Source organism: Paracoccus sp. BR5-17, assembly GCF_055693925.1.
Genome location: NZ_JBVFUV010000005.1, coordinates 34,412 through 53,231, shown reverse-complemented (window position 1 = coordinate 53,231; position 18,820 = coordinate 34,412). Strand labels below are relative to the sequence as shown.

Genomic DNA, 18,820 nt, shown 5'->3' with positions numbered 1-18,820 from the left:
TGTGGACATGACCCTGGTCACCCATGTCCGCAACCGCCCGAACATAGACAAGGCGGGCGACATGACCGGGCCTGTTCATTATGTCGATAATGAATGGCTGGCACGGCCCATGTATCGCCTGGCCCGCAGATTGCGCGGAGGCAACGAGGTCGCTGGTCCACGAACCAGATGATGGCCTATGCTCCCTATCTGGCCTTCGAACGCCAAGCTTGGTCAAGATTCCGCAAAGCCCTGAAGGCTGACGGGTTCGATTTGATTCACCGCATCACACCGATGTCGCCCACCTTGCCGTCCTGGATTGCCGGGCGCGGCCGAGTCCCCTTCGTGGTGGGCCCCTGAATGGAAATCTGGACTGGCCCAGGCAATTTTCCCGGGAACAGAAGCGAGAGCGCGAGGGGCTGAGGAAACTGCGTGACCTCTACAAGATGCTGCCCTATGCGCGTCGCACCTATCACAAGGCAGCGGCGGTCTTGGCGGCTTTCGATCATACCGCAAAGGACCTGTCCTTCGCCGATCCGGCCCGGATCGTTCCCATGCCGGAAATTGGCTACGATCCCGAAATCTTTCATGCCCAGGGACGTTTTCCGGCCTTCTCGACGCCGGGGCCGCACAGGTTTCTCTATGTCGGCCGTCTGGTTCCTTACAAGCTTCCCGAAGTCGCGATCCGCGCCTTTGTCGGATCGAACATCCTGAACCCGCATTGCCTGCACATCGTCGGCGATGGTCCCGAAATGGAACGCCTGCGGGCGATCGTCCAGCAGGCGGGGGCCCAGCAACGCATCATCTTCGAAGGCCGCAAGAGCCAGGCCGAGGTAGCCGATGCCATGCGCAAAAGCGACGCCTTCGTCTTCCCCTCGATCCGCGAGCAGGGGTGGTGATCGAGGCCATGGCATCGGGTCTGCCCTGCATTGTGAGCGATTACGGCGCCCCGGGCCACTTGGCCGCACAAGGCCGAGGAATCCGCATTCCGATGTCCGATCGCGACGGTCTGATCACGGCCTACCGCGACCGGATGGAGGCCTGTGTCCTGGGTCGCGAGGACATTTCCGGAAGATAGTGTCCCAGGGGATGGTGTAAGAGCGCCGACCCTCGGAGTGGTCAGGGCTTGATCAGGTCGCCACGGCGGGCAGCCTGACATTGGGATTGTCGGTCACGCGGGCGAGCGTTTCAAGCGACATGTATCGCCGTGCGACCGCCCATTCGTCGTTGGTCTCCAGCATCAGCGCGCCGACAAGGCGAATGATGGCTTCGTCGTTCGGGAAGATGCCGATGACATCGGCGCGGCGCTTCACCTCGCGGTTCACCCTTTCGAGCGGGTTGGTCGAGGCGATCTGGGTCCAGTGCTCGCGGGGGAACGACATGCAGGCCAGGACGTCGTCGCGCGAGTTGTCCATCAGGGCGCCGAGCTTGGGCTGCTTCTCGCGCAGGGCGTCGGCCACGATCTGCCATTGGGCTTCGGCCTCGGCCTTGGTCTCCTGTGCGAAGATCGTCTTCAGCATCGCCGCCACGGCGGTGCGGCTCCTGGCCGGGGCGTGAGCCAGGGCGTTGCGCATCCAGTGAATGCGGCATCTCTGATGGGTGGCGTTGAAGACGCGGCGCGCGGCCGCCCGCAGGCCTTTGTGGTCGTCGGCGATGACCAGCTTCACGCCGCGCAGGCCCCGATCGGCCAGGGACCGCAGGAACTCGGTCCAGAACGTCTCGGCCTCGGAGGGGCCGGTGGCGACGCCCAGCACCTCGCGCTTGCCGTCGTCGTTCACGGCGACGGCGATCATCACCGCTCGGCTGACGATCCGCCCGCCCTCGCGCACCTTCACAGAGGTCGCGTCGAGCCAGAGGCAGGGCCACGCGCCCTCGAGCGGCCGGGTCAGGAAGGCGTTCACCCGCTCGTCGATCTCGGTGCACAGCCGGCTGACCTGGCTCTTGGACATGCCGCCTGCGCCCATCGCCTTGACGAGGTCATCAACCGACCGTGTCGAGACGCCATGGACGCAGGCCTCCCGGATCACCGCCACGAGGGCCTTCTCCGCCGTGCGACGCGGCCCAAGGAAGCTCGGGAAATAGCTGCCCTTCCGGAGCTTCGAAATGCGCAGCTCGACAGTCTCGGCACGGGTCTCCCAGTCGCGCTCGCGGTATCCGTTGCGCTGGACCTCCCGCATCGCAGTGCGCGCGCCCTTGGCCGCGCCGGTCCGGGCTTCCACCTCATTCTTCGCTGAAATCGATCCACTGGATCGATTTCCCTCCGCTCGAATTCCATGATCCGTTCCGCCGCGAAGGCCAGCATCTCCCGCACGAGATCACCATCAGCCTTCTTCTCAACCAGCTCGATCAGCGCCATTCTCTCTTCGGTCATCGTCATCTCCGTTGTCGGTTCCAGGTCTCGCAACCCGAGCCTTCTCCGAAGATCGGCGGTGACCGCCAGCGTCACCCACGGCCGCGCGGCTCGCGCTACGCCGGAGGCTCCGCGCGCGGCCTCCTACACCACCACCCGGGACACTGTCCTACCCCAAGATCACGCAGTCTGCCGTCCAGGGTCTCATGCATTGTGTTCTTGGTCGCCGCCCGCCGCTTAGCCTCACCCATGCCTTTGCTCCTTTGCTTTATCCAAGATCACCAAACAACCAGGAAGATCGTCACCACGCATTCAAGCAACCTCTACGCAGAGGGCTCTGGTGACGGACGCTAAGGGCAAGCGCATATCCATCAGTTCACCTGACGGTTCAATTCGCACTTCGCGTGCCTCAAGCTTCGGCACTTGTTCCAGGACCAAAGTCCTGCCGTGCGGCATCCTGCTCACACCGCGGGAAGGGGGATCAGCGTTCTGCCGCCAGGCTGTCCAGATCGCCGTAGAAGCCGGATCCATGAAGGACGCATCAAGACCGTTGGCGACCTTTCTGGGCTGACCCGTGAAGGTGATGCCCCGCACGGCCTCTGTCTCGTCTGCAGCCGGGCCCGGAGCCTCTGGCCAGTTGGCAGGCTCATCCATCCCGGCCTCGTGCCGGATCCGTTCATCAGCGTTGTAGAGCGCCACGATCTCGCGGCGGGCGAGCGAAGGCTGCACGGCCCGTGCGGCAGCGGCCGCCATGGGCAGCCTGTCCAGCCGGTCACGCAGTTCCTCGGGGCTGCAGCCATTAGCGCGGATGAAGTAATTCGAACTGTTTGAGTAGCCCCGGGGCGTCACTCCGGCAGCAAGGGCGGCCGCATCGGGGCAGGGGAGGATGACGCCCGCGCGGTTCCCCACCCGGCGGATGACCAGGTCGGCCTGCGCCAGGTCGGCCACGAACTCGAAATCGGGATGGGCATCCGGGGTGCGGGTCATGACGCGTGCCTCAGGCCGCCGCTCCCAGATCTGGAAGACGCAGTTGACCCGGTGCAATCCGTCTTCGGTTTGGAAGGGCTCATTGGGCAGGTCGACCTGGCGGCGCAGGTGAAACCGCGGATCGATGCCACGCTGCATGGAGGCCTTGGCGAAGGAGGCGGGCAGGATGAAGGCGATGACATCGGCAAACAAAGCCGCGCGTTGGATGAAGCGTGTCGCCAGATGGCCGCCGCGCCCGAAGGGCGGATTGCCCAGCACGATGATGCGGCCATCATGGCGAGGCGCGGGCAGGGTGAAAAAGTCCCGTTCTTCGATGCCAGGCGCATCAGGGACAAGATCGACCGCGATCAGCCGATCCTGAGGCAAAAGACGCGAGAACGCCCCGGCACCGGCAGCGGGCTCGATGAAAAGATCATCTGTCCGAAAGCGGACCTCACGCCACGCCATGCCGATGCACTGACGCGCCGTCGCGTCCGTCGTATAGAACTTGTCCACGGCCAAAGCCGCTGACGCACCTGCGTTGTTCACCTTGAAATCGCGCATCTTCATCGAGCTTTTTTCCAGTTGCGCGGTCTTCGCGCTGTTGGGACTGACGATAAATTCCGGCTGTGAAAACCGCTAGCGACACAGCTCGCTCGACGCTGCCAAACCTGTGGATAACGAGACAAAAGGGGAACATCAGGAGCCAGCCGCATCCATGCTCCATGAGCGATGGGGTGGAGGCCTCTCCTGGGCGGCATCGATGTGCCTTGGCGGCGGGTGTTGGAGCGCCGCTACGGAAGGGAGCGACCATGGAAGAGGTTCGTATCATCGGCCTGGATGTGGCCGAGAGCGTGCTTCAGGCGCATGGCGCTGCAGCTGGCGGGGCAGCGGTCTTCCGCCGCAGGCTGTCACGGGCGCGGCTGTTGAACTTCATGACCATACAGGCGCCTTGCATCGTGGCGATGGAAGCTTGCGCCAGTGCACATCAATGGGGCCGGGCTATCGGTGACCTCGCCCACGACGTGCGGCTGATCCCGCCAGCCGATGTGAAGCCTTCGTGACGCGGCAGCAGAACGATATAGCCGAGGCCGAGGCGATTGCGGAAGCGAGTCGCGGCCGACGATGCGGTTTGTGGCGGTAAAGACCGAGGCCCAGCAGGCATCCGCGATCGCCTACCGGACCCAGAATGGTCTGGTTGGTCAACCCACGCAGACGATCAATGCCTTGCGCGGCCATCTTGCCGAGCGCGGTCTCGTGGCGCCGCCGGAGCCGCGCATGTCGGGCGCCTTGAGGCGCTCACGGGGCAGCTCATCGCACTGCGATGCCTCAGGAGAGGGTGGCATGCCGGACGCCTGAATGCCGCCGAAGGGAGGCCCTGCCTGTTACGCTGTTACGCCCTGTTTCAGGGTCTGTAACAGATAAGATATTGAAAATACACGATGTTACAGTGTTACGCCAAAAAAACGGCCCGAGTGTCTTCCTGTGCGGGCGTGCGTGCGTGGGCGCGTGGGTGCGCGCACGTACTAGGTCATGTTGACAAATGGCGGAGCCAGAGCTTGATGCATGCGATGTCGATGAAGCCGCGGAAGCTTTCTGCGGTTTTGTCGTAGCGGGTTGCCAGCCGACGGCTGTTTTTCAGCTTGTTGAAGCAGCGCTCGACCATGTTGCGCAGGGTGTAGATGGTCATGTCGACAGCCTTGCGCACCCTTCGGTTCTTTCGCATCGGTATCATGGGGAGGGCGTTGCGGCTCTCGATGTCTTCCCGAATTTTATCAGAGTCATAGCCCCTGTCTGCGACCAGGACGGCTGGCTGCGGCAGGTTGTCGGCCATCACCAGATCATAGCCGGTGTAGTCGGAATCCTGCCCCGGCGTGATCTCGGTCCTCATCGGGAGGCCAGCGCCGTTGACGCGGAGATGGATCTTGGTCGAGAAGCCACCTCTCGAACGGCCAAGAGCCTCTTTCGGAGTCCCCTTTTGCGCCCGCCGCATGATGATGGGCGCGGATCACGGTGCTGTCGATCATCTGCAGCTTGTCCGGCGCGATCCCAGCGTGGTTCAGCGCGTCCAGGATATCCTCCCACAGCCCGGCAAGGGTCCAACGGCGGAACTGCCGGTAGACCGAGGACCACTTGCCGAACTCTTCGGGCAGGTCGCGCCACGGCGCACCAGTCCTTGCGATCCAGAAAATGCCATCCAGAACAAGACGATGGTCCGCAGGCTTGCGCCCGTTCGGATGCCGGACGGCTCGGATGAAGCCCTCAAAGAATCCCCATTCGTCGTCGGACATCAGGTTGCGTGCCAAGCTCATCTCCTACGTAGAGAGCAGCTTGAATCACAGCGCGAACGCCGGTGGAACCCCTTTTGTCAACATCACCTAGTATATATATATTCAGAACATGTAACAATGAAACACTCGCCCTATTCTTCAACGAAATCAATATCTTGATCTGTTACAGTTTCCGTTACAGCCTGTAACCTCTGTAACACTATGATTTCAAAAGAAACGCCTGTTACAGCGGCGCAGGAAATCGCCCTCTGGGGCTGTGGGACAGGCTCCCTGGCCGGTTTTACAGTGGTGACTAGAGGATTTTTTGTGCCTCCCGGGTGTCGTCCAGTTCCCCCATGCCTGCCCGATGGCATAGGCCGGCAGCGCAAGCTTGGCCCGGTTCGGTCAGGGCCCTTGTCCCTGGAATGTCCCGGCCATCAGGGGCCAGGTGGTCTCCCTCGGCGCCCTGGCTGAGACGAAAGGGACGGGCGCAGCTTACGGCATCTTCGTCATGGTCGCTGCGGGCATGATCTCACCCTCGTGGCCGGGTTCCGCGTTCATCAATCAGCCCCCGCAGCAGGCGCTCGGCTTCGTAGCCTGGTTCGACGTCGTCCGGATAGCCGAGTGAGACATTGATCACCGGCACGCGGTGGACGGTGGCATCCAGAAGCCGATGCGTGTGGCCAAAAAACCAGCCATCGGGGCGATGCCTGCCGATCCAGGTGTCGAGATCGGAGGCAAAGGCGGGCGACAAGCCATTGACTTGCCCGGCCACGGCGGGGCTTGGGGCGTGGTGGGTGACGACAATGCGCTGTCCCCTCCAAGGCTCAGCCATCGCCTGCGTGAGCCAATCCAGATGGTCTTGGTGCACGGCCAGAGTGTCTTCGGGGCGGATCGGGCCTTTGGCGACGTCAGCGCTTTTGCGGATGCGGATGTAGTCGGGCATGACCATCCGGGCGCGGTGCATGGCCTCCGGGCGATCCCCGGTGAGGGCAAAATCGGTCCACAGCGTGCAGCAGAGCAGCCGGACCGCTCCGATGTCGATGACCTGCTTCTGTGCCAGATGGGCCCCGGCCGTCCGGGCAATCTCAGCCAGCCGGTGGTCGCCACCGTGCAAATACAGGTTCCACAGATCGTGATTGCCGGGCACGATCCAGACACGGTCCAGGTCGATCAGCCGGCCGAGGCGCGCCAGGCAGCGCGGCCATTGATAGCCAGGATTATTGCTCAGATCGCCAGCGACGATCAGCGCGTCGAGGTGGGACAGCACCGGGGCGATAGGGGCGAGCGGATCGCGCCCGTCGCGCATCCAGGCGTCGAGGTGCAGGTCAGCGACGACGAGGATCATGGGTGGTGTTCCTTCACGGTCTTGGGGCATGGGGCAGGCCGCCTCGGCGGCGGCGGCTGGCACAGGACACGGCGGTCAGGGCGGTCTTTGGCTGGGGTGCCGGTCATTGCCGGAGCGCGGGCAGGGCAGGCTCTGGCCCGCCCCGCCGCCGCGCTATCGGCTCAGTGTCTCGCCGCTCGCTCGGCCGCGATGGTGTCGCGGTGGGCGCGCAATCGGTCCCTGTGGGACGCGAGCAGACGATCGAGCAAGGCGCGATTGCTGACAGGCAGACATCTCAGGCGCGCGGCGTCGGCCGCCAGCCGGGCCCTGTCGCCGCACGCCGGCTGTCTGCATTCTGGCGCCTCGGGACCGGCTGCAGGCTGGCCGATCCCCCGGCCCAGCCGATACCAGCGGCTGGAGGTCCGCGCCCACTGGCCGTCGGGGTCGAGAGCGATGAGGCGCGCGGTGGTGATCCATCGCGCCCCCAGGATCGGGTGGCCGTTGACATGGCCCCACAGCAGCGGCTCGGCCGCGAGGGTCAGGATCGGGTGCCAGGGGCTCAGCGTCGGGGCGGTGGCCAGGTCTTCGGGCGTCGGGCCGGACCGGGCTTCGTCAGTGGCGGCGAGGATCTGCTCAAGCCAGGGAACGGCATCGGTAATCATGAAGATCTCCAGAAGCGGGGGTCGTGAGAAAGGAAGGCTTGCCGGGATGCACTGCGGAGGCCGCGGTGTCCGGCCTCATGGGGTTTCTGGCGTCCTCATGCGGTTGCGCTGTCATCGTCGGGCGCCAGAGGGTCATCGGCGCGACCCGGTTCGCTCCCGCCCGCGGGAAGCCCGTGGCGCACGTGCTCGAGCCAGGGGCGGATGGCCTCGGCCTCCATCTCGCGCGCCGCGAGGAGCGCGTGCGCCATGCCCTCCAGGATGTCCCTGTTGTCGGCAAGGATGGCGCGGGCCCGTGCCTCGGCGGCCTCCAGATCGTGGCGGACCTGACGGCGCAGGGCCGGATCGAGCAGCAAAGCCTTTTCCGCGTCCTCGAGCCAGACCGGTCCGTAAGCCCCCAGGCCATGGCGGGTGTGGATGCTCGCGGCCAGTGCGGTAGCCTGGGCCAGGTCGGACGTTCTGCCGCCGCCCGCGCCCGTCGAGACGGTGCCCAGCACCACGGCCTCGGCAGCGCGCCCGGCGAGAAGCTGAGCCATCTCATCGCGCAGGCGCGACAGGGAGACCGATCCTGGGATAGGGTCGACAAAGGTCATGCCACCGCCCCGTCGCCCCAGCCGGATGCGATGCACCGGCCCGAGGCGCAGCGCCGCGCAGACGAGCGCATGCCCGCACTCGTGCAGGGACACGCCCCAGGCATCGTGGTCATCACATGCCGGGGCGAGGACAGCGCGCAGATCGGCGGGCAGAAGATCCCGCCCGTGCACCCGGGCGTCCGTGCGCGCCTGGCGGATGGCGGCGTCGACTTCCGCTGCGCTGAGACCCACGGCTGAGCGGGCCAGCTCCAGCAGGTCCGCCTCAGCCCAATCCGGCAGATGGTGACGCAGGATGCCGTGCAGCGCGGCGCTGTCGGGCTGCGGCATTGCCACCGTCCGGTCGATCCGACCGGGGCGGAGGACCGCCGGATCGATCGCATCGGGGTCATTGCAGGTGGCGATGACAATGACCCCCTCGTGCTGCGCGATGCTGTCGAGTTCGGTGAGGCAGGCGTTGACGACCTGGCGGCGGTAGGACGCGTTCTGACTGCCGCGATCTTCGCGTGAGCCCACAGAGTCGACCTCGTCGATGACGAGAAGGGCGGGTGCCTTGGCGCGGGCCTCGGCAAAGCTTTTGCGCATCTCGCGCAGCATGTCGCCGAGATGCCCCGCCGCCTGCCATTGGCCGAAGGTCGCCGCGATGACCGGCATGCCGGCGGTGTGGGCAATGGCCCGCGCCAGCCACGTTTTTCCACTGCCTGGCGGACCGTAGAGAAGGAGCGAGCGCGACAACTCGTTCCAGCGGATCTGCCCCGCCCGCCATGCCTGCAGGTCCGCCGCCATCTGGCGGGCCGCGACCAGGGCCGGGGCGTCTCCCGTGAAGTCGTCCAGGTTGGGCGTGCCGGTCGCAAGGGGTGCAGCGGGAGGGCGTGCCGGGGAGGGAGCCGGTGCCGCCGGTTCTGCGGCCCTCGCCAGGCGCGCGACGACTCCCTCATCTGCAGCGCCGCCACCACGTCGCGGCGGTATTCGCGCTGAGCATAATCACTCATCCGGCCGTCCGACAGCGCGGGCCGGATCACCACCAGATCCGGCTCCCCGGTCGCGATTTGGGAATTCGAGGCGATCGTGCAGGATAGCGGCAGGACGAACTCGAGCAGACTGCGGGTGTCCTCCAGATCCTCGCCGGGAATGCCATCGAGGAGGGTCAGCGCACCTGGCGACAGCAGCCGATCGATGGCGTCCGCGCCGCCCAGGGTTGCTGCCAGGCGGACGAGCAGCAGGAGGTGATGACGGGGAACCGACACGGGCACCGGCGGCAGCGGAACCGATCTGTCGCTCCCGGAGGCGCCGGACGTGGTGCCGGCCTTCGTTCCCGTTCGCCGGGACCGGGCAGGCGCCGTTTCTGCCGGCGCGCGCTCCTCGCCCCCGGCGGCGGCCCGGGAGCCATGGGTGGCGGAGTCCGCGCCATGACGGCCGGACTCCGCGGCCAGGAAGCGGATCACAGCGGTCTGCGCGAGTTCCCACCAAGCAGGATAGAAAGGGCTGGAAGAGCGGGGCGGAACAGGGGGCATCGGGTGTCTCCGGAACGAGGGAAGGCGGCGCCCCGGAGGGGTTCCGGGAGGCGGCATGGACGCGGGTGCGCGCGGCTCGGGTGGCAGAGGGACGGGTGAAGCAGGATGGGTCCGGTCCGGGAGCCATCCCGCCATTCCCCGTGACGCTCCCGTTCCGGTCGGAGGAGCCTATTCCGGGTCGGAGGGTAAGGAGTCGTCCGCCGCGGAAGGGGGCAAGCTGCTGGCCAGGGCAGGGTCGTCCGCCGCGGGGCGGGCAGGCGCCTGGCTCTGCTCAAGGCGCCGCCGCAGGCGCTCGAGACGGCGTTTCTCGCGGCGCCGGACCCGCCGCTTGAGGCGGACCTCGATCCTGTCCAGAAGCGCCATGATCAAGCCTTCGATGCTTGCGTCATAGAGCTCGGAGACCACCTTCACCTCATTCGCGAATTCCACGCGGTCGAGCACAGCCTCCGGATGTTGCTGCCGGAGGGTGGTGTGCAGGCGCTTCTCGAGGATCATGGCCTCCTGGCCGGTCGGCACCGCGATGGTGCGGATCAGCCGTGCGTTCTGATCTTTCTCGGTGATCAGTTGATAACGCAGGCGCGAGACGGGATCGCGCGAGAAACCGGCCTTGATCGCGTCCCGACCGGATCTCAGGCCGAAGCGCATCATGTAAAGGAAACTCTGGTCCCCGGTCCAGCCTTCGCTGCAGCCGCCGCAGGTAAACCGCCCGGTCGTCATATTCGCCAAGGCGACCGGCTGGACATGGCCGCAGTCGTGCCGATAGAGGCGATGGCTTGCGCGGCTTTCGGGATCCTCGCCGATCAGATCCCAACCGCGCTCCCGCGCCTCAGCCTGCATCCGCGTCTCGAGGCATACGCTGCAGCGGATGGCGGTCGCGCCGCGCCGGACCCGTTCCAGGAGTTCCTGCTGGCGATCCGTCACGTGGCCGCAGGGAAGCTGGACCCGGAGATAATTTGGGCGATCGCCGCGTCCCAGAAACGTGACTCCGGCGTCTTGGCAGAGCGCCCGCCAGCGGGCCTCGAGGCAGTGCGGGCAGGTCGGCTGGGCCGTGCGCAGCGTGAAGATCTTGCAGATCATGCTCCCGCCGCAGCGCTCGCAGCGCAGGTGCAGGTGGTAGCGGTCAGGGCCACGGGCGACGATCTCAGAAGCCTTTGTCCTCGGCGTAGCCGTGCCAGTGATCGGGGATGGGGAGGGTGATGGAGCCGCGGGTCCGATCATCGACCGAAAACGCTGCATCGAAAAAGTCGGGGATCTGGTCCGTCATGGGACGACTCTCTTGAATAAGAATGGGAACAGGCGGCCGCCGGCGGCCCGCGCAGACGCAGGGCGATGTCCCTCGGGGTGAGAGAGGCCGGCAGGCTGCAGGAGGGCTGGCCCGGTCAGAGCCGGGTCAGTCCGTCGAAGCTGTCAGAAAGCGAGGATCAGGAAGGCGCAGCGTCAGGCTGCCTGGGCAGGGACATCCGGAGCTGCTGCCATCTCGGTCCCGGTGCGGGCGCTGCGATAACGCGGGATCTGCGCCATCATGAGCAGGCGTTTGCGGGCGGCGAGCAGCATCTTGCGGACCCGGACCTCCGCGGCATCCTCACCAGGAACCACCAGATCCAGAGCCAGGCTTTCCTCGGCCTGGCAGCGGAACGCCGGGGTCGTGCCAGTGCGCACGAGTTCCTGAACGATGAGCGACATCCGATAGAGCGGCACATCGGTGCCGGTAACGCCCGTCACGGCGGTGATCGTCTCAAGGACACGGTCAAGCGCGGCTCGTGCCTCTGTGGCATCGCTGGACACGCGATCGTGGCCGGGATCGGACGGCTCGCTCTGGAACAGAGCCTCTTCGCAGCGGATGTGATGAAGAAGCACGTTGAGCAGCCCGACAAACCGAGTTGCGAAAGGATAGCTTGGCTCTTCAATGTAGAAGGGGCGCGGTGTATGGAACAAGGTAGCCATGTCAGTCTCCAGTCAGAGTGGCAGGGTTAGGAGCTTTAGGGTGGTGCAACACCTTGAGGCTCCGCTTGCTGTTGCTAGCACTAGAAAGTATTCTTCATCTTGAGCTAGAGGTCAACAGGAAAATACTAACAATGCTAGAAGATCGCGAGAAGCGCTCTGCACCTCTTGGCCTCAGAGTCTTACCTTCCATGAAGGAAGCTCTCGAAAAGGCGGCGCAAGATGACCGAAGATCAGTGGCAGCAATGGCAGAATTAATCCTTACGGATTGGCTGAAAGAACGAGGCTATCTCCAGAGGGAATAGTTGCCGTCGATCACGCGAGTAAAAGTCCTTGATCTCTATCAGCCTGGCGGAAGGGTTATTTCCAGCAAACGATCATAATCGTTGACTTGCCCCTGACCTTGCTTTTTGGCGCTCCGTAGTAGGATTGGCATTTCTGAGCAGGCCAGCAGACCGGTTATCCTGTCTCTTAGCATATTTCCTTTCGGGGCAGTGCCACTGCAAAGACCTTCCTCTCGGTTGCTTAGACAAGCTTTTTCTGCCGATTCTTGGGCGAATTCATCGAGAAAAGATCAAGCGGCTGACCCGACTGGACCGGCCAGTGTGAACCGCAAAGACGTGCGAAAACACGATGATTGCCGACCAAGCCTGCGATACCGAGCGGGATAATATGGAAAAGCGGGGCGGACCGGAAGGCTATCTCGCGTCTGAGCAGGGATCTTGCGTGGATGAAGCCGTTCAGGGGCTTTGCGAAAACTCGGCGTGAACCTGCCATCCATCTGACCGGCAGATGCTCCGGATGCCACTACCGGTAGAACCACCCGGATGACCTTGCCCTCTTCGCCCGACCAGCCAGACCCGGGCCGATGGTGTCTGGTCGGGGACTACCCTGTTGCCGATCGTTTCCCTGATGCAGCCTGCCCGATCCTGAACAATCCAAGATCGCCATGGAAACCTGTGGACAAGCCGTTGTCAAAAAAACGGACTGCCTCGATTCTATCCCCGAAGACCTGCACATCATCCGGAACGCGATCCCATGACCCATGCCGATGCCGCTTTCAAAAGGCTGTCCAAAAAGCAGAAGGATGAGCTCGCCCGGCAATCCCTGGCCAAGACCTATGCGAAGAAGGAGCAGAACCAGCGGGCTCGCGTGGCCAGGAAGATCAAGGGCGAGGTGCGCATCGAACGCTGGGTTCCGCGCGATCAGGTGGAGGAGGTCCGCCAGCTGCTGTCGCTCCATGCCGATGCCCGCAAGCACGGAGATGTTTTGTGGATCCGCGTCGCGCCTTCGCCGGACGGGCAGCACAGTGGCCTTGTCATCGATGATACAAGCCCGCTGATCCGGCAGTATCCCATGAGCATGACAGAGCCGGATGAGAGGCTGGGGACGCATTCTGGGACAGCCAGCCTCCGAGACCTGTTCCACATGCCCAGCTACAAGTCCGAGTTGAAACATCTGATTGCCGAGATCGTCGCGGCCGAGGGGCCGCTGCCCCTCGACGTTCTGGAACTCAAAATGGCAAGACGGCACGGCTACAGCTCAAGGGGCACCAGGATCGTGGATCGGATCGGAGCATGCCTCGACGGGGTCGAGCTGCATGCCGAGCCTCAGATCAACGACCCGGCGCGAACTTTCGTCTGGTCCAGAGGAACATTCGGCCCGCGCGCGCCTTGGCGTGGCAGGCGTGACCGCGACTTGGCCGACATCTCGCGCCATGAATGGGCCGATCTCCTCGACCGCCACGCCGTCGAGTTAGAAGATGCAGACGATCCGGTAAGGGCGGCTGCCGCGCTCGCCGGAGTGAAATCCCTTGTGGAGCCGACCCGCAGGCTTCTCACGGCATACCGGGAGTGGTGGCAGGCCAATCCCTGTTAGCGTCCGAGGAGCTGGTGTAATTTCGACACCGCTGACGGTGTGATCCCGGGTGGCCATCGAGGTGTAGGATTGAGGTGGAGTTTCGACGCTTCAACCCCAAGCCATACGGAGACCCCGATGACCAAGAGCAACATGGACTTGTCCGAGCTGCTGGCCAAGCACGATCAAGGTGACTTCCTACGCACGATCGCCGAGGCCGTCCTGCAGCTCATCATGGAGGCCGACGTCGAGGGCCTGATCGGTGCCGGGCGTCATGAGCGCAGCGGCGATCGCACGACCTGGCGCAACGGCTACCGTGAGCGCGCTCGATACCCGTCTCGGAACATTGAACCTGCGGGTGCCGAAGCTACGGCAAGGCAGCTATTTCCCGGGCTTCCTCGAGGCCCGGAAGACTTCAGAGCAAGCCTTGGTCGCCGTCATCCAGGAAGCGTGGATCGGCGGCGTCTCGACCCGGCGCGTCGACGATCTGGTGCAGGCGATGGGGCTGAGTGGCATTTCGAAGAGCACGGTGTCCAAGCTCTGCAAGGACATAGACGAGCGCGTCGGCGAGTTCCTGAACCGTCCGCTGACCGGGGAGTGGCCCTATGTCTGGCTCGACGCCACCTATCTCAAAGTCCGCCAAGGCGGGCGCATCGTGCCGGTCGCGGCCATAATCGCCGTCGCCGCAAACACGGAGGGGCGGCGAGAGATCATCGGCCTGGGCATCGGTCCCTCTGAAGCCGAGACTTTCTGGACCGAGTTCCTGCGCTCCCTGAAGGCTCGGGGTCTCGGGGGTGTCCGGCTGGTGATTAGTGACGCACATACCGGCCTCAGGACGGCCATATCGCGGGTGCTCGAAGCCACTTGGCAGCGCTGTCGTGTCCACTGGATGCGCAACGCCCTGGCACATGTCTCGCGCGGCCAGCACACCGTCGTTGCCGCTGCGATCCGGCAGGCTTTCGATCAGCCCGATCGCTCCCATGCCGGCGAGACCTGGCGCAGGGTGGCAGAACAACTCCGCCCGCGGTGGCCCAAGCTGGCCGATCTCATGGACGCCAGCGAGCACGACGTCCTGGCCTACATGTCATTCCCTCGCCAGCACCGCACGAAGCTGCACTCGACCAACCCAATAGAAAGGCTGAACAAAGAGGTGAAGCGCCGCGCCGATGTCGTGGGCATCTTTCCCAACGAAGCCTCAATCATGCGCCTGATCGGCGCTGTTCTCTTCGAACAGAATGACGAGTGGCAGACAGCCAGCCGCTACATGATGGTCGAGGCCTTCGCCCAGATCGACAAGGAGGAGATCGACCCCATCCTCAGCATCACAACCCAAGCCGCCTGATCATGCCCTCAGGCCATCCGGGAAATTACACCAGCTTGACGGACGTGACCCGGCGCCGCGCCCGCCAAGAGGCTGGCGGTGTCGGGCGCGTGGGAGGGGCCAGTGGGCAACCTGGGGTCGAGATCCTGCTCATTGGCGGGCCTTGGGGCGGTTGTCGATGCCGGTCTTGCGCAGCGACGGGCCATCGAGGGAGATCCGATAGGCATTGTGAACCAGCCTGTCGAGGATGGCGTCGGCGAAGGTGGGCTCACCGATGACATCGTGCCAAGTCTCCACGGGGAGCTGACTGGTGACGATGGTCGATCGGCGGCCGTAGCGCTCCTCCACGATCTCCATCAGGTCGCGGCGCTGCGTGGCGGTCAGGCGGTCGGGGCCCCAATCGTCGAGGATCAGAAGGTCCACACGGGCGATCTTGCGGAACAGCCGGTCGAAGCGCCCGTCGCCGCGCGCCAGCTCGAGGTCGGAGAAGAGCCGCGGCAGCCGGTGGTAAAGAACGGTGCGGTCCGCGCGGCTGGCCCCGTGGCCGAGTGCGCAGGCCAGCCACGACTTGCCGACCCCGCAGGGCCCGGTGATCAGGACCGAGCGGTGCCGGTCGATCCAGTCTGGGCTGGTGAGGCTTTGGAACAAGGCGCGATCAAGGCCGCGGGAGGTCCGGTAGTCCACATCCTCCATGCAGGCGCCGCCATGGCGCAGGTTGGCGGCACGCAGGCGCGACTGGAACCGGCGGGTGCCGCGCCGGGCCTGTTCGCGGTCCAGCATCAGCCCGATCCAGGCCAAGGGGTCGAGGCTGCGGCCGCGATCTTCGCTGATCAGCTCGGCAAAAGCTTCGGCCATGCCGTCGAGCTTCAACGCGTTCAGCGCTTGGTGGGTGGGGTGGGTCAGCAAGGGTTTGTCTCCTTTGGTCAGTGGAAGAACTTGGCGCCACGGATGTTGGCGTGGGTGATGGGCGGGGCTTCGGGTGGCCGGTCCGGGGGACGGCCATCGAGGCGGTTCAGCAGGATCGACTTCACCGACGTCATGGTGCGGGTGTTGATGGCGAGCGCGCGGTCACAGGCGGCCTCGACCCGCTCGGACCCATAGCTGCGGGCCAGATGCAGGATGCCGAGGCAGGAGCGAAAGCCCTGTTCGGGGTGCGGCCTGTCGCGGAGGATGACGTCGATCAGGATCCCGGTGGCAGGACCGATGCGGGCAGCCCGGTCGCGCAGCTGCTCGGGCGTGGTCTCGGCATAACGGCGATGGCTGGCAGGACGATGGTCGTTCAGCGTCGTTGCGCCGGTGTCGCCGGGGGCAGCGCGCCTGTGGCAGGCCACACGCTTGCCGGCGCGGAAGATCTCGACGGTGCCCGCCGTCAGCCGTGCCCAGAGCTGCTGGCGGATCAGGTCGTGTGGCACCGAGTAATGGTGGCCTTCCAGCCGGACATGATAGTCGGCACCAACCGTGGCGCGGCGCCAGTCGGCATGGACGAAAGGCTCCGGAGGCAGCGGCTGCATGGCCGGGCGATCGAGCGTCTCGAAAAGGTCCTGACGCGCGGCGCCCAGATGACGGCTGACACGGACGTTCAGGCGAGCAAGCTCTTCGCGGATGGCGGTGTTGAGTTCGTCGAGGCTGAAGAACTGCCGGTTGCGCAGTCGCGCGATGATCCAGCGCTGAGCAAGAAGAACCGCCCCTTCGACCTTGGCCTTGTCGCGCGGTTTGTAAGGACGTGCCGGAAGAATGGCGGTGCCATAGTGGGCCGCCATCTCGGCGTAGCTGCGGTTGATCTCGGGCTCGTAGAAGCAGGCTCGGATCACGCCGGCCTTGAGATTATCCGAAACGACAAGCGCCGGCACCGCCCCAAACGCGGCAAAGGCACGGGTATGAGCGCCGATCCAATCCGGCAGCGCCTGGCTCCAGGTCGCTTCGGCGTAGGTCATGTTCGAGGCGCCCATGACGGCAATGAAGATCTCCGCTGGACGGGCAGCGCCGGTCACCGGGTCGGTCACCGTCATCCGGGTGCCCGAGTAGTCGACGAACATCCGCTCGCCTGCGACATGGCGCTGGCGCATCACCGGCGAAAGGCGCCCAACCCAGCGGCGGTAATGCTCGCAAAAAGCCGAGTAGCCATAGCCGTTGGGGTGCTGGCCCCGATACTCGTCCCAAAGCAGCGCCAGCGTGACGCCCGGTCGCTTCAGCTCGCGATGAACCATCGCCCAATCCGCGGCGGCGAGTGGGCGGCCCTGCGAGGGTGGTGGAGGCGGAAACACCCGCCGCTCCAGTGCCTCCTCGTCCAGGCCCTCGGGCAGCGGCCAGGACAGGCCAGCCACTGCGGCACGGCGCAGATACTCGATCACCGTTGTCTTGCCGACGCCGGTCGCAAGTGCGATCCGCCGGGTCGACATTCCCTGCGCATGCAGGCGCAGCACATCCTCGATCTTTCTCATCGGCAGTCTCCTCATCGCGCCCCTTCTTCCGCTGTCGCAACAGCTTCTGGGTAGCGCAGGTGTCTGCCTCAGACCCGCTCCGTGTGACGGAGCCCGCTCAGATCAGCCTGGTCGGATGCGGCTGGAGCGGGTGGTCGGATGGTCGTGGAATGGCCGGCCGGATGTTTATGGAATCCGTGGTCGGATCACCGTGGTGCGCGCACGCTATCTTCATGAAAACGGCCACGAAGTCTTTCTGCTCGTCCGGCGGCCCGATCTCCGGTCTTGGCGCGGCTACTGGTGCAGGCTGGGGCAATAATCAGGTCAAATTCTATCTTTTTTACCTAGTCGATCATGCCCGAAGGGCTTTGCCCGCAGCCCCTTCCGACATGATCGCACTGGTGAGGGGGGGCAAGCTGGGCTATGGTCCCGCTGACATCAAATCCGCTCAAGCGGCAGTAAAAATGGCTCTTTCATGGAAAGCATTCCCTTCAACAGACCTTCGCTGGTGGGTCGCGAACTCGACTGTCTCCAGGAGGCGCTTGCCCGGGGTCAGCTGTCGGGGGATGGGCATTTCACGCGTCTATGCAACGCCCGGATCACTGAGCTGAGCGGCGCGCCGGCCGCACTGCTCACGCACTCCTGCACGGCGGCATTGGAAATGGCGGCTATCCTTTGCGATCTTGTCCCGGGGGACGAGGTCATCATGCCCTCCTTTACCTTTGTCTCCACGGCCAATGCAGTGGCCTTGCGCGGGGCGGTTCCGGTCTTCGTCGATATTGATCCGGACACGCTCAACATCAGTCCTGAAGCGGCGTCGGCAGCCGTCACCTCGCGGACGCGCGCGATCTTTGCGGTCCATTACGCCGGATTTCCCGCCGACATGGATGCGCTGTCGCGGATTGCCGATGCGCATGGCCTTGTGCTGGTCGAGGATGCCGCTCAAGCCTTGGGATCCACCTACAAGGGCCGGCCAGCTGGCAGTCTGGGCCATATGGCCGCCTTTTCCTTTCACGAGACGAAGAACATCATCAGCGGCGAGGGCGGCGCACTGACGCTGACGCGGCCCGATCTGGTGGAGCGGGCCGAGATCATCCGCGAGAAGGGCACCAATCGGTCACGGTTCCTGCGCGGTCAGGTGGACAAATATACCTGGGTCGACATCGGATCGTCCTTCCTGCCGGGCGAACTGGTCTCGGCGTTTCTCTATGGCCAACTGGAAAGAGAAGCCGAAATCCGCAGGATGCGTCTGGCCCTGTTCGACCGGTATGCTGAAGGATTTGCCGACCTTGGCGCACAGGGCAGGGTTGCGCTGCCAAAGGTGCCGGCAGATACCACAGGCAACGGCCACATGTTCTATCTGCTGCTGGACGACATCGACGACCGGGACGCCTTTATCGGGCATCTGCGCAGCCAGGGAATTACCGCGCCCTTCCATTACGTCCCCCTGCATTCCGCGCCTGCGGGCCGGCGGCTTGCCCGCGCCGAAGGTGACCTGAACGTGACCAACGACACCCACGCCCGGCTTGTCCGATTGCCCTTGTATTACACGCTTGGGGACGGCATCGAGCGCGTGATCGATATCTCGCGCGCCTGGCTTGGCGCCAACGGCAAGGGCTGAGGAAG

Annotated in this window: 14 protein-coding genes and 3 pseudogenes; 6 read left to right on the top strand and 11 right to left on the bottom strand. The window is 64.7% G+C overall.

The window, feature by feature from the left end; translation table 11 throughout:
- Positions 1-7 precede the first annotated feature (7 nt).
- Positions 8-172 (top strand): hypothetical protein, encoded by a 165-nt coding sequence (locus ACZ1HC_RS16355; protein ID WP_472701034.1) that lies wholly within the window; start codon positions 8-10, stop codon positions 170-172.
- A 298-nt stretch (positions 173-470) separates the two neighbouring features.
- Positions 471-878: a glycosyltransferase gene (locus ACZ1HC_RS16350; RefSeq protein ID WP_472701033.1), complete on the top strand. Its 408-nt coding sequence runs from the start codon at positions 471-473 to the stop codon at positions 876-878.
- A 231-nt stretch (positions 879-1,109) separates the two neighbouring features.
- On the opposite strand, the pseudogene ACZ1HC_RS16345 reads toward ACZ1HC_RS16350, so the two are convergent.
- Positions 1,110-2,350 (bottom strand): annotated as a pseudogene (locus ACZ1HC_RS16345) (IS256 family transposase).
- 291 nt (positions 2,351-2,641) lie between these two features.
- Complete coding sequence (locus ACZ1HC_RS16340; RefSeq protein ID WP_472701032.1) at positions 2,642-3,865, bottom strand: hypothetical protein; 1,224 nt, start codon at positions 3,863-3,865, stop codon at positions 2,642-2,644.
- A gap of 242 nt (positions 3,866-4,107) precedes the next feature.
- Between ACZ1HC_RS16340 and ACZ1HC_RS16335 the strand changes: the two are divergent.
- Positions 4,108-4,558 (top strand): annotated as a pseudogene (locus ACZ1HC_RS16335) (IS110 family transposase); the annotation flags it as partial.
- Between the two features lie 268 nt (positions 4,559-4,826).
- On the opposite strand, the gene ACZ1HC_RS16330 reads toward ACZ1HC_RS16335, so the two are convergent.
- The 7 genes from ACZ1HC_RS16330 to ACZ1HC_RS16300 all read right to left on the bottom strand — a co-directional run bounded on the left by ACZ1HC_RS16330 (position 4,827) and on the right by ACZ1HC_RS16300 (position 11,599).
- Positions 4,827-5,607 (bottom strand): IS5 family transposase gene (locus ACZ1HC_RS16330; RefSeq protein WP_472700216.1). Its coding sequence is split into 2 segments (ribosomal slippage): positions 4,827-5,271 and positions 5,270-5,607, totalling 783 coding nucleotides; the frame shifts between segments, so codons are not numbered across the junction.
- A gap of 490 nt (positions 5,608-6,097) precedes the next feature.
- The gene (locus ACZ1HC_RS16325) at positions 6,098-6,913 is read right to left on the bottom strand and encodes a metallophosphoesterase (protein WP_472701031.1); all 816 of its coding nucleotides are present in this window, start codon (positions 6,911-6,913) and stop codon (positions 6,098-6,100) included.
- 161 nt (positions 6,914-7,074) lie between these two features.
- Positions 7,075-7,554 (bottom strand): DUF6634 family protein, encoded by a 480-nt coding sequence (locus tag ACZ1HC_RS16320; RefSeq protein WP_472701030.1) that lies wholly within the window; start codon positions 7,552-7,554, stop codon positions 7,075-7,077.
- Positions 7,555-7,649: 95 nt separating this feature from the next.
- The gene (locus tag ACZ1HC_RS16315) at positions 7,650-8,927 is read right to left on the bottom strand and encodes an AAA family ATPase (RefSeq protein WP_472701029.1); all 1,278 of its coding nucleotides are present in this window, start codon (positions 8,925-8,927) and stop codon (positions 7,650-7,652) included.
- An 896-nt stretch (positions 8,928-9,823) separates the two neighbouring features.
- Positions 9,824-10,732: a GIY-YIG nuclease family protein gene (locus tag ACZ1HC_RS16310; protein WP_472701028.1), complete on the bottom strand. Its 909-nt coding sequence runs from the start codon at positions 10,730-10,732 to the stop codon at positions 9,824-9,826.
- A 64-nt stretch (positions 10,733-10,796) separates the two neighbouring features.
- Positions 10,797-10,919 (bottom strand): hypothetical protein, encoded by a 123-nt coding sequence (locus tag ACZ1HC_RS16305; RefSeq protein WP_472701027.1) that lies wholly within the window; start codon positions 10,917-10,919, stop codon positions 10,797-10,799.
- A gap of 173 nt (positions 10,920-11,092) precedes the next feature.
- Positions 11,093-11,599 (bottom strand): hypothetical protein, encoded by a 507-nt coding sequence (locus ACZ1HC_RS16300; protein WP_472701026.1) that lies wholly within the window; start codon positions 11,597-11,599, stop codon positions 11,093-11,095.
- Positions 11,600-12,634: 1,035 nt separating this feature from the next.
- Here ACZ1HC_RS16300 and ACZ1HC_RS16295 point away from each other — a divergent pair.
- Together ACZ1HC_RS16295 and ACZ1HC_RS16290 are read left to right on the top strand one after the other, a co-directional pair.
- Positions 12,635-13,474, top strand: a complete 840-nt coding sequence (locus tag ACZ1HC_RS16295) for a DUF3320 domain-containing protein (protein WP_472701025.1) — start codon at positions 12,635-12,637, stop codon at positions 13,472-13,474.
- 117 nt (positions 13,475-13,591) lie between these two features.
- Positions 13,592-14,795 (top strand): annotated as a pseudogene (locus ACZ1HC_RS16290) (IS256 family transposase).
- A gap of 129 nt (positions 14,796-14,924) precedes the next feature.
- On the opposite strand, the gene istB reads toward ACZ1HC_RS16290, so the two are convergent.
- Together istB and istA are read right to left on the bottom strand one after the other, a co-directional pair.
- Complete coding sequence (gene istB / locus ACZ1HC_RS16285; protein WP_472701023.1) at positions 14,925-15,680, bottom strand: IS21-like element helper ATPase IstB; 756 nt, start codon at positions 15,678-15,680, stop codon at positions 14,925-14,927.
- 17 nt (positions 15,681-15,697) lie between these two features.
- Positions 15,698-17,230: an IS21 family transposase gene (istA, locus tag ACZ1HC_RS16280; protein WP_472701022.1), complete on the bottom strand. Its 1,533-nt coding sequence runs from the start codon at positions 17,228-17,230 to the stop codon at positions 15,698-15,700.
- Between the two features lie 439 nt (positions 17,231-17,669).
- Here istA and rffA point away from each other — a divergent pair, with 439 nt between their 5' ends.
- Positions 17,670-18,815, top strand: a complete 1,146-nt coding sequence (gene rffA, locus ACZ1HC_RS16275; RefSeq protein WP_472701021.1) for a dTDP-4-amino-4,6-dideoxygalactose transaminase — start codon at positions 17,670-17,672, stop codon at positions 18,813-18,815.
- The last annotated feature ends 5 nt before the right edge of the window (positions 18,816-18,820 follow it).

Excerpts from the sequence above, each read along its gene's own strand:
- ACZ1HC_RS16295 (WP_472701025.1), top strand. The coding sequence starts at position 12,635 with ATGACCCATGCCGATGCCGCTTTCAAAAGGCTGTCCAAAAAGCAGAAG.
- istA (WP_472701022.1), bottom strand. The coding sequence starts at position 17,230 with ATGAGGAGACTGCCGATGAGAAAGATCGAGGATGTGCTGCGCCTGCAT.
- ACZ1HC_RS16340 (WP_472701032.1), bottom strand. The coding sequence starts at position 3,865 with ATGAAGATGCGCGATTTCAAGGTGAACAACGCAGGTGCGTCAGCGGCT.
- ACZ1HC_RS16355 (WP_472701034.1), top strand. The coding sequence starts at position 8 with ATGACCCTGGTCACCCATGTCCGCAACCGCCCGAACATAGACAAGGCG.
- rffA (WP_472701021.1), top strand. The coding sequence starts at position 17,670 with ATGGAAAGCATTCCCTTCAACAGACCTTCGCTGGTGGGTCGCGAACTC.
- ACZ1HC_RS16320 (WP_472701030.1), bottom strand. The coding sequence starts at position 7,554 with ATGATTACCGATGCCGTTCCCTGGCTTGAGCAGATCCTCGCCGCCACT.
- ACZ1HC_RS16315 (WP_472701029.1), bottom strand. The coding sequence starts at position 8,927 with ATGGCGGCGGACCTGCAGGCATGGCGGGCGGGGCAGATCCGCTGGAAC.
- ACZ1HC_RS16300 (WP_472701026.1), bottom strand. The coding sequence starts at position 11,599 with ATGGCTACCTTGTTCCATACACCGCGCCCCTTCTACATTGAAGAGCCA.
- ACZ1HC_RS16305 (WP_472701027.1), bottom strand. The coding sequence starts at position 10,919 with ATGACGGACCAGATCCCCGACTTTTTCGATGCAGCGTTTTCGGTCGAT.
- ACZ1HC_RS16310 (WP_472701028.1), bottom strand. The coding sequence starts at position 10,732 with ATGATCTGCAAGATCTTCACGCTGCGCACGGCCCAGCCGACCTGCCCG.
- ACZ1HC_RS16325 (WP_472701031.1), bottom strand. The coding sequence starts at position 6,913 with ATGATCCTCGTCGTCGCTGACCTGCACCTCGACGCCTGGATGCGCGAC.